Source organism: Nonomuraea sp. NPDC050540 (assembly GCF_044457485.1).
In the GTDB taxonomy this organism is placed as follows: Bacteria; Actinomycetota; Actinomycetes; order Streptosporangiales; family Streptosporangiaceae; genus Nonomuraea.
The window spans coordinates 65,079-78,108 of the sequence record NZ_JBITHA010000025.1 but is presented as its reverse complement, the minus strand read 5'-3'; the positions used below and the strand labels follow the sequence as shown (position 1 = coordinate 78,108).

Here is a 13,030-nt window from a genome sequence, read left to right as displayed (position 1 = left end):
GAGGTGTGCGCGATGAGATGGTTGCGTAAGACGGGCGCTGAAGGTCACCGCGGCCGTGCTCGCCCCGGCGGCCGGAGCGTTTCGTAAGGCCGTTGCAGGAGTCCGGTGGCTTGCGCCGGCCTATGAAACGGCCGACGCTCAGGTCGGCCTCGGCTCTGACGGCGGTTCACCGTGCGACCACTCATGCAACAGTCTCCGGCCAGACGGGACGACTTCCCCAGCCTCAGCAAGATCGCGAAATGGTTGCACTGGATTCCTTAGATGACTGTGATTCTGTGTCCATTCCACGCAGTGGCTGTCCGCGATGATTCATGCGGCACGCCGAGGCGGTATCACGCAGAGTAACCTGGAGCTCCAGTATGGTCTGTTGATCATGACGACCCGAGACGATGTCCTCGCGATTGCCGCACCCCCCGAAGAAGCTTCCCAGCTCGCCGCGGCCTTCGCGGCCGCGTTCAACGCCGGCGACGCCCAAGCCCTCGATCGCCTCTACGCCGAGGAGGGCATTCTTCTTCCCGCCCCCGGCGAGCCTGTTACGGGCACGCAACGGGCTGCGGCCAACCGGAAGCTCCTGTCCTTCGGCCTACCGATCACCATTGGGTTGCGCCACGCTTACGTGGCTGGCGACATCGCCCTGCTCATCGCCGACTGGTCCATCTGCGGTACGGGATGCGACGGCGACCGGATCGATCTCCGGGGAACGGCGACAGATGTCGCCCGGCGCGGCGCCGACGGCCGCTGGCGCTATGTCATCGACAACCCGCTCGGGGTGAGCTGACCGCGTCGTGGACCTTCCCTCAGGCCGCTCGCGGCCGGATGTCCTGCTGACCGGCGCGACCGGCTTCGTCGGTGCCTTCCTGCTGAGAGCCCTGCTGAACCGAAGCGCCGCCCGGATCCACTGCCTGGCACGCGGCCAAACTACCCACGAGGCCGCCCGGAGGATCCAGGCCGCCCAGGACGTCTACGGCCTGGGCGCGCTGGATGTGAATCGGGTGATAGCTGTCCCCGGTGACCTGGCGGCACCCGGGCTCGGGCTGCGGCCCGAGGAGTTCGACCGGCTGGCCGACCAGGTCGGCGCCGTGATGCACGCCGGCGCCCAGGTCAACCTGATCATGCCGGCCCGCATGCTGGAAGCCGCGAACGTCACCGGGACACGCGAGGTCCTGCGGCTGGCCGGGCAGGCAGGGGCCGCCTTCGACTACATCTCGACCTCGGAGGTGTTCGGCCCCGCCGACGGTGCGGTCGACGAGCTCACCCCGCTCCGGGGAGGCTGGGAACCGGCCACCGGCTACGGTCAGACCAAATACGCCGGTGAGCGGCTTGTGCTGCAAGCGCGTGCCGAAGGGCTCCCGGCCCGGGTTCACCGCCTGGACCGGATCGTCGGTGACAGCCGTACTGGCGCGTGTCAGCCCCGCGGTGACGACTTGTGGCTGCTGGTGCGCTCGGCGCTGAGCACCGGCGTACTGCCGGAGGCCGAGGTCAACGTGACTCCCGTCGACTTCGCCGCCGACGCCGTCTTGGCGCTGTCGGCCGCCACGGGCCGGGGGCAAGGGCCGATTGTGCACCTGTGCCATCCCCGGCCGCTGCGGATGGCGGAGCTGGCGGCGGCGCTCGGCGCTCCCATCGATCTGTTGCCGGTGCAGGAGTGGGCCGATGTCCTGCGGCGATTCGGCGAGCGGCTGGACAGCGACCCGATGCTGCTGTTGCTGCCGGTCATCGCCGAGCGCGTGCTGGGCGGCCGGCCGCGCTTTCGCGCCCCGCAGACCACGCGGGCCCTGCACGAGCTCGGCCTGCGCCATCCGCCGGTGGACGCGGTCCTGCTCGGCCGCTACCTCGAACACCTGCGATCGACCGAATTCCTGCCGACTGATCACCTCAACCAAGGAGCGTGGGGATAGGCCATGGAAGACCAGGATCTCGCCGAGCGTGTCGTGTCCGTCTACACCCAGGTCATGGGCGGCGCGCCGGTCAACGGCCTCGACACCCTGCCGGAGGATGCTCAGGGCTGGGACTCGCTGGCCCAGGTGCGGCTGTTCACCGCGATCGAGCGCGACTTCGCCCGGGAGCTGCCCAGGCACCTCATGCTGATCGGGCCGAGCCTGGCGGCGTTCGTCACGGAGTTGAAGCGGCCATGACCAGGACCGACGTGACGGCTGCCGAGCTTCTCGGCGCGGACGTGGCCGACCTGGAGCTGATGCTGCTGATCCGGCACTTCGAGCGGGGGCTGCTGGACCTGTTCGCCGCCGGGGAGCTGAGCGGCACCACGCACACCTGCCTCGGGCAGGAATACATCCCGGTGGCGCTGCGCCCGCTCCTTCGCGAGCAGGACTTCGTCTTCTCCAACCATCGCGGCCACGGCCACTACCTGGCCAGGTTCGGCGATCCGGCGGGGCTGCTGGCCGAGATCATGGGCAGGCAGGGAGCCGTGTGCGCGGGGGTGGGCGGCAGCCAGCACATCCTGCGCGAGGGCTACCTGTCGACCGGGATTCAGGGGGAGAGCCTGCCCGTCGCGGCCGGGCTCGCGCTGCACCTGTCGCGCACGACGCCCGGAGGGCTGGCCGTGGCCCACATCGGTGACGGCACCTGGGGGGAGGGCGCCGTCTACGAGGCGCTGAACCTGGCCGCCCTGTGGCGGCTGCCGCTCCTGGTCGTGGTGGAGAACAACGCCATCGCCCAGTCGACGCCGGTCGATGCGCACATGGCCGGGTCGGTGGCGGGACGGGCCGCCGCCTTCGGCATCGACCACGTGCGCATCACCTCTGCCAACCTCGGCCAGATTCGCGACGCGCTCGCCGCGCCGCTGGCCGCCGCCCGTTCGGGGCCGGCTCCGCTGGTGGTGGAGTTCATGACGCACCGGCTTGGGCCGCACAGCAAGGGCGACGACACCCGGCCGCCCGCGGAGATCGCCGCCGCCTTCGACTGGTACACCGCCGCCGACGACGATCACTTCCGCGCCCTGGACCGCCGACAGCGCGAGAGGGTCGCCGCGATCACCTGCGAGGTGCTGTCCCGGCCCAGGTCCCTGTGGCCGGTTCGGGGATGCCGGTGAACCCGCGGGTGGTGGAGGACCTCAACGCGGCGCTGCATGCCGTCCTGGCCGCCGACGACAGCGTGCACCTGCTCGGCGAGGACATCGCCGATCCCTACGGCGGCGCCTTCAAGGTGACGCGCGGACTGTCGAGTGCTCACCCGAGCCGGGTGCGGACGACCCCCATCAGCGAGGGCGCGATCGTCGGGGCAGGGGCCGGGCTGGCCCTGGCCGGCGACAAGGCGATCGTGGAGATCATGTTCGGCGACTTCGTCGCGCTGGCCTTCGACCAGATCGTCAACTTCGCCGCCAAGTCAGTGTCCATGTACGGCAGGCGGGTGCCGATGCATCTGGTCATCCGATGCCCAGTCGGCGGCGGACGCGGCTACGGCCCGACCCACAGCGGCAGCCCGCACAAGCACTTCGTCGGGGTGCCCGGGCTGTCGCTGTTCGAGACCTCGGCCTTCTACGACAACCGGGCCCTGCTCGAACGGGCACTGTCGCTGGGGCATCCGGCCATCCTGTTTGAGGACAAGGTGCTCTACGCCCGGCGCATGTTCGCCCATGACCCGATCTTCGGCCACACGACGCTCGGCTCCGACGATCCGTGCGCCCACCTGGTCATCGACGGCGCGGGCCCGCCCGACTGCGTGATCATCGCCGGCGGCGGCGTCGCGGACCGCGCCCTGTCGGCCGCGCGCTCGCTGCTGCTCACCGACGAGATCGTCTGTGAGGTACTGATCCCCTCCCGGCTGTATCCCCTGGAGGTGGAACCGCTCCTGCCGGTGCTGGGCGCGGCGCGGGCCATCTGTGTCGCGGAAGAGAGTACGGCAGGCGGCACCTGGGGCGCCGAGGTCGCCCACCTGCTGCACACGGCCCTGTGGGACAATCTCGCCGGCCCCGTCCGCCTGGCCCACTCAGCCGACGCGATCATCCCGGCCGCGCCGCATCTCGAACGCGAAGTGCTGCTGCAGGACACCGACATCGCCCAGGCCGTCAGGGAGGCGACCCGCGTATGAGCGACATCGTCGTTCCGAAGCTCAACAACAACGACACCTCCTACACCTTGACCGGCTGGCTGATCCCGCACGGGGCCCCCGTCAGCGCCGGCGACGTGATCGCCGAGATCGAGACCTCGAAGGCAGCCCAGGAGCTGACCTCGTCCGGCGACGGCGTCCTGCACCACGCGATCGCGGCCGGCGCCGAATGCCAGTGCGGCGACGTGATCGGCCGCATCCTGACTGGGCCGGAGACGGCCCCCCGCCCCGAGGCCGTTCCGGCGCAACCGGGGCAGAACCCAATGATCACCGAACCCGCGAGAGCGCGCGCCGCCGAGCTCGGGATCTCCGAGGCCCGGTTGCACGGCCTGGGCACGAGCATCATCCGCAGCAAGGACGTCGAACTTCTGGCCCAGGCGGGATCGGAGGCCACCCACACCTTCTCCCGCGGCCAGCGGGCGGTGGCGGCTGTGGTCAGCCAATCGCACCGGACCATCCCGGCGGCCTTCGCGGCCATCGCCGTACGGGTGGACGACGCCCTGGCGGCGGCGCGGGAGCTCGGCAAGCGGCACCACCGGTTCGTCGGACTCCCAGAGCTCGTGGTGAAGGCCATGGCCGGGCTCCGGGCGGCCCATCCGCTCATGTTCGCCGCCCGTCTCGACGAGCACACGGCCACCCTCGCGCCGGCCGCCAACGTGGGTGTCACCCTCGATCTCGGCCAGGGATTGTTCATCCCGGTGCTGACCGGCGCCGAGGCGCTCACCTGCGTCCAGATCGCCGAGAAGCTGGCCGCCTTCAAGATCAAGGCCCTGGACGGCGCCTTCGCCGCAGCCGAGCTCCAGGGCGCCGCCATAGTGCTGGCCCTGCACAACGATCCCGACATCACCTTGGCCGGCCCCATCGTCTTCCCCGGTCACACCTGCGTGGTGGCGCTGGCCGGCACCCGGCAGGAACTCACCCTCGACACGGAAAACCAGGTACGGCCGCACAAGATCGCGAACATCAGCGTCGTCTACGACCATCGCGTGGTCAACGGCCGGGACGCGGTGGCCTTCCTGCGCGACCTCAAAACCGCCCTCGAAGCCCCGGCCACTCTCACCCAGATCGGAGACCCAGCATCGTGCTGAACTGGACGCGCCCCGCACTCAAGACGACCGACGAACGCAAGGACTTCCTCGACCTGGTCGCTCTGTGCGGCCTGCCGCCGGACTCCTACCGCGTGCACAGCGACGACGAGCGCACCTGCGTCGAGGCCGACCTCGACGACCCCGGCGAGCGTTCCCGCGCCGAGCAAGCCCTCAACAGGGCCTACGAGCGCGCGGTCATGGACCGCCCGGCCGGCCCGACATCGCTGCTCGACCTCCTCGACGTCCCTGCGCCTGGGCGTGCAAGCGCCGACGGAGAGTTCATCGCGATCCGTCCCGGCCTGTGGGCCGGGCACGCTCCGGTCGCCGAACTGCTGCGCCGCCTCGACGCCCTGTTCCTGCGTGCGGCCCAGGACCAGGGAGCCGAGGAGTACGCGCTGCCGCACCTGATCCCTTGGGACTCGCTGCGCCGGGCCGGCTACGTGGCCGCGTTTCCGCAGCACCTGACCGCCTGCTACAGCGTCCGGCCCGACCTCGACGCGGTCGAACAACTCGGCGAGGCAGTCACGCCCGCGGCGGCCGAGGAGATCCTGGAACCCCAGGGACTGTGCCTATCACCTGCCGCCTGCTACCACGTCTACCCCCTGTTCGCCGGGACATCGGTCGACCCCGGCCTGCTCATCACCGCGATGGCGCACTGCAGCAGGCGGGAACTGGCCTGGACCCCGCTGCCCATCCGCTTCCACTCCTTCCGCATGCGCGAACTGATCTTCATCGGCTCCCGGGAGCAGACACTGGCCTTCCGCGACCGCCAACTGGAAAGGTGCCAGGACCTCATGCGCGCCATCGGCCTGCCGTGCCGCATCGTGCCGGCCACCGACCCGTTCTTCACCAGCAGCCGCGATGTCCGCCTGCACCTGCAAAACAGCCTCGACCTCAAACACGAGATCGTGGCCCGCGACGCCCAGGGCAACGACTTCGCCATCGGCTCGGCCAACTTCCACTTCGACCACATCGGCCGGGCCTTCGACCTCACCGCCGACGGCAAGCCCGCGCAGAGTTCCTGCATGGCCTTCGGCCTCGACCGGTGGGCTCACTGGATCCTGTCCCACTGCGGCCCCAACCCCGCCAACTGGCCCCAGCCGCTGCGTGAACCCCTGCGGCCATCCGATCTCGACACCATCATGGCGGACTGATCGCTCATCGTGACCGCGCAGGCTGTCGGCTTCGACCGACAGCCTGTTCTTGGGTGTGTGAGGTTCATCGGTGATCACCGGCGAAAATTACAGCCATCGACCAGGCATGGAGGGTAGGACATATGGCCCTTTACAGCTTCAAAACTCGTACACGTGGTCTGAGCTGGTGCTTCTTCGGGGCTGGTCAGGCGGCACGGTGGTACTCGTTGATGACCCCGCTGAGCACCTTCCGGCGCTGGATCCGGCCTTCCAGCGGCACCACGACGTCCTCGTCTTGATCAGGTGGGCGTTGCCGGCGGGACTGGTGCGGGCGGCGCATGTTGTAGTGCCCGGTGTACTCGTTCAGGACCGAGCGAAGGTGGCGTTCGGCGTAGATCGGCATGCGGTTGGTGCATTCGGCTCAGACCGTGCGGATCCAGCGTTCGGCGTAGCGGTTCGCTCGGGGTGTTCGTGGTGGCGCCCTCGTCACCGTGACGCCCTGGCTGGAGAAGATCTCGTCGAAGGCGGCGGTGAACTTGGCGTCCCGGTCACGGATGTGGAACCGGAACGAGGTGGCCCGGTGACCGAGGTCCATGAGCAGGTTGCGGGCCTGTTGGGCAGTCCAGGCTCCAGTGGGATGAGCGGCGACGCCCAGGATGTGCACACGTGGCGTTTCCACCTCCATCACCAACAACACCTACAAGCGCTTCAGGAAGACCGTGTCGACGTGGAAGAAGTCACAGGCGAGCAGTCCCTTCGCCTGCAGGCGGAGGAACGTCCGCCAAGAGGTGTCGAAGGTTCGTGGCGCCGGACTGTGCCGACGTGAACGCAGGATCCGCCGCACCGTCGCCGCGCCAACCTGCGCACCGAGCCGAACCAGTTCACCGTGAACCCGCCGGTACCCCCATCTTGGGTGCTCCCGCGCCAGGCGGAGAATCAGCTCCCGGACCTCTGTGCTGGTTCCGGGACGGCCAGTGCGATGGGGGTAGGTCCAAGCGCACTTGATCAAACGACGATGCCAGGCCAACAAGGTGCCCGGGGTGACCAGCCGAGGAACGCGCAGCACCGACGGCAGGAAACGGGCCGGCGCCGCCAGGAGCGCCCTGTCGGCCCAGTCCAGCCTCGGCCGCACAACCTGACGCTTCAACACCGCAACCTCGTGGCGCAGCACCATGATCTCGACATCCTTGGACGCCTGACCACGCCCCAGCAACACCGGCCAGCCGAACACCCGAATCACGGTCAGATACAGCAGACGAACCGACACAGACCGCGATCTTGCCCGTAGGACCTCTGAAGGTCAAAGCCGCAGATCAAGCACCACGCGACGAGTTATGAAGCGGTACAGGCTCCCGGGGACTTCAGCCTCCGCTCCGAAATCGCGTTCGGCAAGCGTTGGTATCGGACCGTTCCAGGCGTCTTCCGGTTCGGAGGCGTGCGGGCGGCAGAAGTCTGCGTCGCCCATACCTTGGACGACGGAGGTCACCGGCTGCCGTCGGCCGCCGCTCACCCCTGGCCCGAATCTTGGGTGCGCTCCTGCCGGCGGAAGACAAGATCATGATGATAGCCACGAGGAACGGCGGGTTGGTGATGGAGGTGTGGGGTGCCGGCCTGGTATGGCCGTTTCCAGGCCGGCAGGTGGGTCAGCTCGTTGCGGGAATGCCCGGCAGGCCTTCGAAGGCGTCCCGGATGTCGGTGAAGTAGGAGCGGCAGGGGTCGGTGGGGCCGCCGTGGCCGTCGCTGCCGCCTCCACCGCCGCCGCTGTGGATGCCCTTGGCGACGACTTTGCCCCTGGAGTTGACCGTGTAGACGGGACCGCCGGAGTCTCCGCCCTTAGTGCATTTGCCGTGCTTTGTTCCGCGTATGGCGTTTCTCAGCACCCCGCCGCTCTTGTACTTGACGTTGATACGGGTGCCGGTGACGCTCCAGCCGCACAGTTCGCCGCGGGTCGCGCCTCCGACGCAGTACTTGTCGCGGACCTTGGCACGCCGTGACCACAGGGTGCCGACCGTCCTGCTGGAATAGGAGGTGCTGTTTCCGACGTAAATCTGGGCCGCGGACCTCTTGCCGCTCTTCAGCTTGATCAGCGCGAGGTCGCCTCGGTAGATCCCGCCGACCTTGACGCTGCCCCTGTTCCAGGTGTCGTGGGTGATCGAGCCCATTTCGTCGACCGGGGTGTCGGCCCAGCCGGTTGTCGTGGTGCAGTGGCCCGCCGTGAGCATGTAGTGAGCGGACCCGACACGCCAGGAGAACCCGCTCGTGCAGTTGCCGACGTTGGTGACGATCCGCGCACCGCCGTAGAAGCCGCCGCCGCTGCTCGTGTCGTTCTGGCGGCCGGTGGCGTCGGGGAGACCCAGGTCGGGGATGACGAGGAGGGCGACGGCGCCTGTGCCGTACCGGACGGCGAGGGCGTTGCGCAGGGCGTCGGTGGCGGCGGTGGTCTCCACCACGACCCGGTTGGTCTCTGGATCGATGGTGGAGGACTGCACCTTGTCGGCGTCGGGCAGCACGTCGGGGGTGAGGGTGAGGACCTCGTCCGCGATCTCCTCAAGGCGGTGCCAGCTGTAGGGCACGACCCGCGTTGCTGGGTCGATCCATTCCATTGGTCCGGTGATCGCAGAACGCTTGGGGTCTTTCGGCGGGAGGGGCGCGCTGGCTGATTGCGGGGGAGTCGCCGGTGGGGCGGTGTCCTTGTCGGTCGTGTCCGGCGGTGGGACGGCCGACATGTCGTCGGTGCCGTCGTCGGGCGCCTGCCCGGCGGGAGGCACCGGGATGGCCTGGCCCGCCTCGGCCTGAGCGGCCGGGTCGGCAACCGGCACGTGCACGGTGCCGGCCTGGTCCACGTACGGCTGGGCGTAGGCGGCGGGGTTGTTCAACGCCCGCGCTTCGGCCTCGCGCAGCGCGGAGGCCAGTTGGTGGGTTAAGTCGGGGTCGTTGGTGAAGGGGTCCTCGGTGATGACCTCCGCAGGAGGGACGGTAACGGCGGCTCCGGCACTCTCCGGGAGAGCGATCAAGGAGGGCGCGATTACTGCGGTGAGCAGCGCCGCGCGGGTGAATAGCACAGGACGCATTGCACACTCCTGAATCAAGGCTTCCTTGATCGGAAACCTTGCGAGGGAAGTGAGGTGCCCGGCTGATTTCGGACGACTGGGCTGACGAGAGCGGGACAGAAGTCTGGAGTCTGCCGGGCACCTCGAGGGATGTGGATGTTTGGTCGCTACTCGATATCCATGGGGCCACTTCCTGGAACGGCGAGCTCATCACCTCTCACCCGGACCGGAGGCGAGCCGCGTGTCGGACGGGGCGGTGTGGGTGTTGGCAGGATGAGTCCGGCGGGCACCGGCGACGTTCCGCACAAGGTGCAGTCAGTCCGGATTGTCGTCGCAGGTGGACCAGAGCGAGCGGGGCGGCGGTCTCGCGTGAGGGATGACGCCCGTGACGGTGGTGCCGGCGCCAGGAGTGCCGTCGATGGAGCATGAACCGCCGACAGAGGCCATGCGAGCCCTCATGATGGCCATGCCCCTGCCATCTTCCGCCTCGCGAAAACCGCGCCCGTCGTCACTTACCGTGAGGCGCAAGCCGCCCTGGTTCATCGTCACGGCGATGGACACGGTGCGGGCCCGGCTGTGCCGTTCGACATTGGAGAGAGCTTCCATGATGCAGGCCAAGGCGGCGTTGGCCACCGGACCTGACACAGGTTCCGCGGGCAGGGCCCAGGTCTCCAGCGCGATTCCGGTGCGGCGCGACCAGTCGGCCAGGTGATGCGCCAGCTCGCGCCTGAGGTCCTGCGGGAAGGCGTGGTGGTCCTGGGACTGCTGAGTCACGGAGCGGCCCTTCTTTTCCGTAGGGGTTCCTATCTGGCCATACGCCGGGTCAGCGTTTTGAGAAGGACCAGGCAGAGCAGGGCGTTGTAGATGAGCCCGGCCAGCAGATACGGCCAGTAGGCGCCGCCGTCCATGAGCGCCCAGAACGCGCGCAGCGGCCAGTACGGCGGCAGGATTCCGAAGGCGAGGTGCCACGGCTGGTGGAGGAAGAAGAACGGGATGAACGGGATGGTGAACACCGTCAGCCCGAGCACGCGCATCACCGCCAGTCCTTCCACCTTGTTACGTGCGAGGGAGGCCATCAGGAAGCCGATGACCGGAGCCAGCAGCCCGGCGACGATGGCCACCGGGATGCTCCGCCCCAGTTGCTGAGCGGTCAGCGTCCCCGAGACGGCCAGTGAGGCGACGATCATGAGCGCTGTGACCGTACCGGTGATGGCCGCCCGGTAGAGGGGATAGAGTCCCGGCGGGACGGGGGTGACGCGCAGCGCGGACAGCGTGCGCTGGTCGCGTTCGTCCAGCAGTTGCAGCGCCATGACCGCGCTGAGCAGGAGTGGCGGGCCCATCACGCAGAACGCGCCGACGATCAGGGACCGGTAGGGGTTCAGGTCGAACGCCCATTGCCGGTCGGCGAAGGCGGTGGCCGCGGGCAGGAACCACAGGAAGGCCGCGTACAGGAAAGGTCCGAGCAGCACCCCGACCAGCAGGGAGTCCCGGCCGACGGTCCGCACGTCGTTGCGGCAGAAGGCCGCGATCATGTGCCTCATCGCCCGCCCTCCCTGGTCACGACGTGCCGGTCGAAGACCCATCGGGCGGTACGGCACAGCAGCGCGATCCACAGGGCCGGATACAACACGGCGTAGGCCACCTGCCAGCCGGTGAGCGACACCTGGTGGAAGGCCGACCCGAGCAGCAGGGCCACGCCTTCGGTCGGGCTCAGGTAGAACGCCCAGTGCGGCACCAGCCCCGAGTAGTCCAGCAGCGGCAGGTTGGCCACGGCGATCACGATGGTGGAGGGCATCAGCCACTCGCTGACCGACGGGAACAGCGGTGCGGTGACGAAGCCCGCGAGCGCCATCAGCAGCGTCATCGCCGTCACTCCGGCCAGCAGGGCCAGCGGGTCGAAGCCCGGCCCGTAGTCGGCCAGCACCACGACGGCGCAGGTGAGGAAGGCGAGGGCGGCCATGGACAGCAGCTTGGCCGCCAGGTATTCACCGAACCGCAGCGGGGTGATCAGCAGCGCGAACAGCGTCCGCTCGCCCTTCTCGAAGAACAGCGCTCCGGCCGTGAAGAACATGAAGAACTCCAGGTCGGCCATCAGCAGGTACGGCATGGCCGCCCCGAGCAGGTTGTCCGGCACCATCCACAGCACACCGATCCAGATGAGGATGACGAACGCCGTGGCGTGCCAGAATCCGTAACGGCGCTGCAGCCGGAAGTCGAGGAGCAGCGCGGCCCTCATGCCAGGGTCCTTCCGGTGACGTCGATGAAGACGTCTTCGAGGCCGGCCTCCTGGCTGTGCAGCGCTTCGATGTGGTGGTCGGCGGTCAGCGCGCGGAAGCCCGGGTCGTCGGCGAAGCCGTCCAGCGGGAAGTCCTTGTCGGACAGCTGGTCGCCGTCACGGTAGGTGACACGCACCAGGCGCCGGCTGCGGCTGACCTTGTGCTCCGCTGGGGTGTCGAGGGCGGCGATCGTGCCCTCGTTGACGAACGCCACCCGGTCGCACAACTGGTCGGCGGTGGTCATGTCGTGGGTGGTGAGGAAAACGGTGCGGCCTTCGGCACTGATCTCGCGGATGACGTCCTTGACCCGGCGGGCGTTGACCGGGTCCATGCCGGAGGTCGGCTCGTCCAGGAAGAGCAGTTCCGGCCGGTGCAGCAGGGCCCGGACGAAGACGAGCCGCATGGCCATGCCCTTGGAGTAGGCCCCGGTCCTGACGTGGGCGTGCTCGGCCAGGCCGACGCGGTCCAGTAACTCCATGGGGTCCTCGGTCGGCCCGCGGTAGAGGGAGGCGAAGAACCGCAGGTTCTCCAGCGCGGTGAGCTTGTGGTAGTGGTTGGGCAGTTCGAAGGAGACGCCGACGCGCTGGTAGTAGTCGCTGCCCCAGGTGGCGGGTTCCTTCCCCCAGACCGTGGCCTGCCCGCCATGACCGGTGAGCAGCCCGGTGAGGATCTTCTGCGTGGTCGACTTCCCGGCGCCGCTGGGCCCGAGGAAGCCGAAGACCTCGCCCTGGTCGACGGTGAAGCTCATGCCTTTCACCGCGGGCTCGGCCGATTTCGGGTAGGTGAAGGTCAGCTCGTTGACCTCGACAACGGTCATTCTTCCTTCTTCGCTTGATGTTCCAGCCATCGATCTTTGATGCGGCCGTACTCCTGCTCCAGAAAGGCGTACATGTCGTGCGCCTCCTGCATGCGCCGCCGGCTTTCCTCGCTGCGATCGCCCAGCAGTTCCAGCCCCCGTTCGGTGGTCTTGCGCCACTCGCGCGCGATCCGGGCCTTGTCCTCGGCCTCGCGAAGCCAGAACCCCGGCCGGATCCGGTAGTAGGTACGGCGCGACCCGGGCACCGGGTGGCGCTCCACCGAGCCGCCGCCCATCAGCATTCGCACCGACATGCTGATGGCGCCGCGGCTGGCCTGCAGCGCCTCGGCCAGCTCGTCGGCGGACTGATGAGGGGGCTCACAGACCATCAGCCAGCCCAGGACGCGCCCGGCCATGCGCGGGAGCCCGAGATCCTCTATCCACGCGCCGATCTCGTCGGCGTAGTCGTGCAGCGCTGTCCTCTCCATACGGCGAAGATAGGCCCTAACGAACTGAACTTTCAATATTTACTGAAAATTCAATCTGTGCGTGCACAGGCTTCGGCACGAGAGAGGATCGCCAGATCACTGCGCCTCGCACGCGATCCGCGCCGACACCCTCG

At 68.5% G+C, this 13,030-nt stretch carries 15 protein-coding genes and 1 pseudogene; 7 read left to right on the top strand and 9 right to left on the bottom strand.

The genetic code is table 11. The annotated features are described in order from the left end of the window. Positions 1-373 precede the first annotated feature (373 nt). Genes ACIBI5_RS49160 through ACIBI5_RS49130 form a run of 7 tightly spaced genes read left to right on the top strand, consistent with a single transcriptional unit; the run spans position 374 to position 6,307 of the window. Positions 374-778, top strand: coding sequence for a YybH family protein (locus tag ACIBI5_RS49160; RefSeq protein ID WP_397258001.1), 405 nt, complete (start codon positions 374-376; stop codon positions 776-778). A 7-nt stretch (positions 779-785) separates the two neighbouring features. After that, entirely contained in the window at positions 786-1,898 is a 1,113-nt protein-coding gene (locus tag ACIBI5_RS49155; RefSeq protein WP_397257922.1) for a thioester reductase domain-containing protein, read from the top strand. A gap of 3 nt (positions 1,899-1,901) precedes the next feature. Beyond that, positions 1,902-2,135 (top strand): acyl carrier protein, encoded by a 234-nt coding sequence (locus ACIBI5_RS49150; protein ID WP_397257920.1) that lies wholly within the window; start codon positions 1,902-1,904, stop codon positions 2,133-2,135. Beyond that, positions 2,132-3,049 (top strand): thiamine pyrophosphate-dependent dehydrogenase E1 component subunit alpha, encoded by a 918-nt coding sequence (locus ACIBI5_RS49145; protein ID WP_397257918.1) that lies wholly within the window; start codon positions 2,132-2,134, stop codon positions 3,047-3,049. Before ACIBI5_RS49150 ends, ACIBI5_RS49145 begins: the two co-directional genes overlap by 4 nt. Further along, on the top strand, positions 3,046-4,047 hold the full coding sequence (locus tag ACIBI5_RS49140; protein ID WP_397257916.1) for an alpha-ketoacid dehydrogenase subunit beta: 1,002 nt from the start codon (positions 3,046-3,048) through the stop codon (positions 4,045-4,047). Before ACIBI5_RS49145 ends, ACIBI5_RS49140 begins: the two co-directional genes overlap by 4 nt. Beyond that, positions 4,044-5,153, top strand: coding sequence for a 2-oxo acid dehydrogenase subunit E2 (locus ACIBI5_RS49135; RefSeq protein WP_397257914.1), 1,110 nt, complete (start codon positions 4,044-4,046; stop codon positions 5,151-5,153). Before ACIBI5_RS49140 ends, ACIBI5_RS49135 begins: the two co-directional genes overlap by 4 nt. After that, on the top strand, positions 5,147-6,307 hold the full coding sequence (locus ACIBI5_RS49130) for a hypothetical protein (protein WP_397257912.1): 1,161 nt from the start codon (positions 5,147-5,149) through the stop codon (positions 6,305-6,307). The genes ACIBI5_RS49135 and ACIBI5_RS49130 overlap by 7 nt, the downstream gene beginning before the upstream one ends. A gap of 184 nt (positions 6,308-6,491) precedes the next feature. Here the strand turns inward: ACIBI5_RS49130 and ACIBI5_RS49125 are convergent. From ACIBI5_RS49125 to ACIBI5_RS49085, 9 genes and pseudogenes are all read right to left on the bottom strand, one after another. Further along, a pseudogene (locus ACIBI5_RS49125) lies at positions 6,492-6,692 on the bottom strand (hypothetical protein); the annotation flags it as partial. 15 nt (positions 6,693-6,707) lie between these two features. Then, positions 6,708-6,965, bottom strand: coding sequence for a hypothetical protein (locus ACIBI5_RS49120; RefSeq protein WP_397257910.1), 258 nt, complete (start codon positions 6,963-6,965; stop codon positions 6,708-6,710). 18 nt (positions 6,966-6,983) lie between these two features. Next, complete coding sequence (locus ACIBI5_RS49115; RefSeq protein ID WP_397257908.1) at positions 6,984-7,553, bottom strand: helix-turn-helix domain-containing protein; 570 nt, start codon at positions 7,551-7,553, stop codon at positions 6,984-6,986. A gap of 376 nt (positions 7,554-7,929) precedes the next feature. Continuing rightward, positions 7,930-9,357, bottom strand: coding sequence for a hypothetical protein (locus ACIBI5_RS49110; protein WP_397257906.1), 1,428 nt, complete (start codon positions 9,355-9,357; stop codon positions 7,930-7,932). Positions 9,358-9,651: 294 nt separating this feature from the next. Continuing rightward, complete coding sequence (locus tag ACIBI5_RS49105) at positions 9,652-10,110, bottom strand: sensor histidine kinase (protein ID WP_397257904.1); 459 nt, start codon at positions 10,108-10,110, stop codon at positions 9,652-9,654. A 29-nt stretch (positions 10,111-10,139) separates the two neighbouring features. After that, the gene (locus ACIBI5_RS49100; RefSeq protein ID WP_397257903.1) at positions 10,140-10,877 is read right to left on the bottom strand and encodes an ABC transporter permease; all 738 of its coding nucleotides are present in this window, start codon (positions 10,875-10,877) and stop codon (positions 10,140-10,142) included. Continuing rightward, the gene (locus tag ACIBI5_RS49095) at positions 10,874-11,572 is read right to left on the bottom strand and encodes a fluoroquinolone transporter permease (protein ID WP_397257901.1); all 699 of its coding nucleotides are present in this window, start codon (positions 11,570-11,572) and stop codon (positions 10,874-10,876) included. Before ACIBI5_RS49095 ends, ACIBI5_RS49100 begins: the two co-directional genes overlap by 4 nt. Further along, entirely contained in the window at positions 11,569-12,429 is an 861-nt protein-coding gene (locus ACIBI5_RS49090; protein WP_397257899.1) for an ABC transporter ATP-binding protein, read from the bottom strand. Before ACIBI5_RS49090 ends, ACIBI5_RS49095 begins: the two co-directional genes overlap by 4 nt. After that, positions 12,426-12,896, bottom strand: coding sequence for a GbsR/MarR family transcriptional regulator (locus ACIBI5_RS49085; protein ID WP_397257897.1), 471 nt, complete (start codon positions 12,894-12,896; stop codon positions 12,426-12,428). The genes ACIBI5_RS49090 and ACIBI5_RS49085 overlap by 4 nt, the downstream gene beginning before the upstream one ends. Positions 12,897-13,030 lie beyond the last annotated feature (134 nt).

Coding starts and splice junctions, on each gene's coding strand:
- ACIBI5_RS49160 (WP_397258001.1), top strand. CDS start 374: ATGACGACCCGAGACGATGTCCTCGCGATTGCCGCACCCCCCGAAGAA.
- ACIBI5_RS49150 (WP_397257920.1), top strand. CDS start 1,902: ATGGAAGACCAGGATCTCGCCGAGCGTGTCGTGTCCGTCTACACCCAG.
- ACIBI5_RS49145 (WP_397257918.1), top strand. CDS start 2,132: ATGACCAGGACCGACGTGACGGCTGCCGAGCTTCTCGGCGCGGACGTG.
- ACIBI5_RS49135 (WP_397257914.1), top strand. CDS start 4,044: ATGAGCGACATCGTCGTTCCGAAGCTCAACAACAACGACACCTCCTAC.
- ACIBI5_RS49110 (WP_397257906.1), bottom strand. CDS start 9,357: ATGCGTCCTGTGCTATTCACCCGCGCGGCGCTGCTCACCGCAGTAATC.
- ACIBI5_RS49100 (WP_397257903.1), bottom strand. CDS start 10,877: ATGAGGCACATGATCGCGGCCTTCTGCCGCAACGACGTGCGGACCGTC.
- ACIBI5_RS49095 (WP_397257901.1), bottom strand. CDS start 11,572: ATGAGGGCCGCGCTGCTCCTCGACTTCCGGCTGCAGCGCCGTTACGGA.
- ACIBI5_RS49090 (WP_397257899.1), bottom strand. CDS start 12,429: ATGACCGTTGTCGAGGTCAACGAGCTGACCTTCACCTACCCGAAATCG.
- ACIBI5_RS49085 (WP_397257897.1), bottom strand. CDS start 12,896: ATGGAGAGGACAGCGCTGCACGACTACGCCGACGAGATCGGCGCGTGG.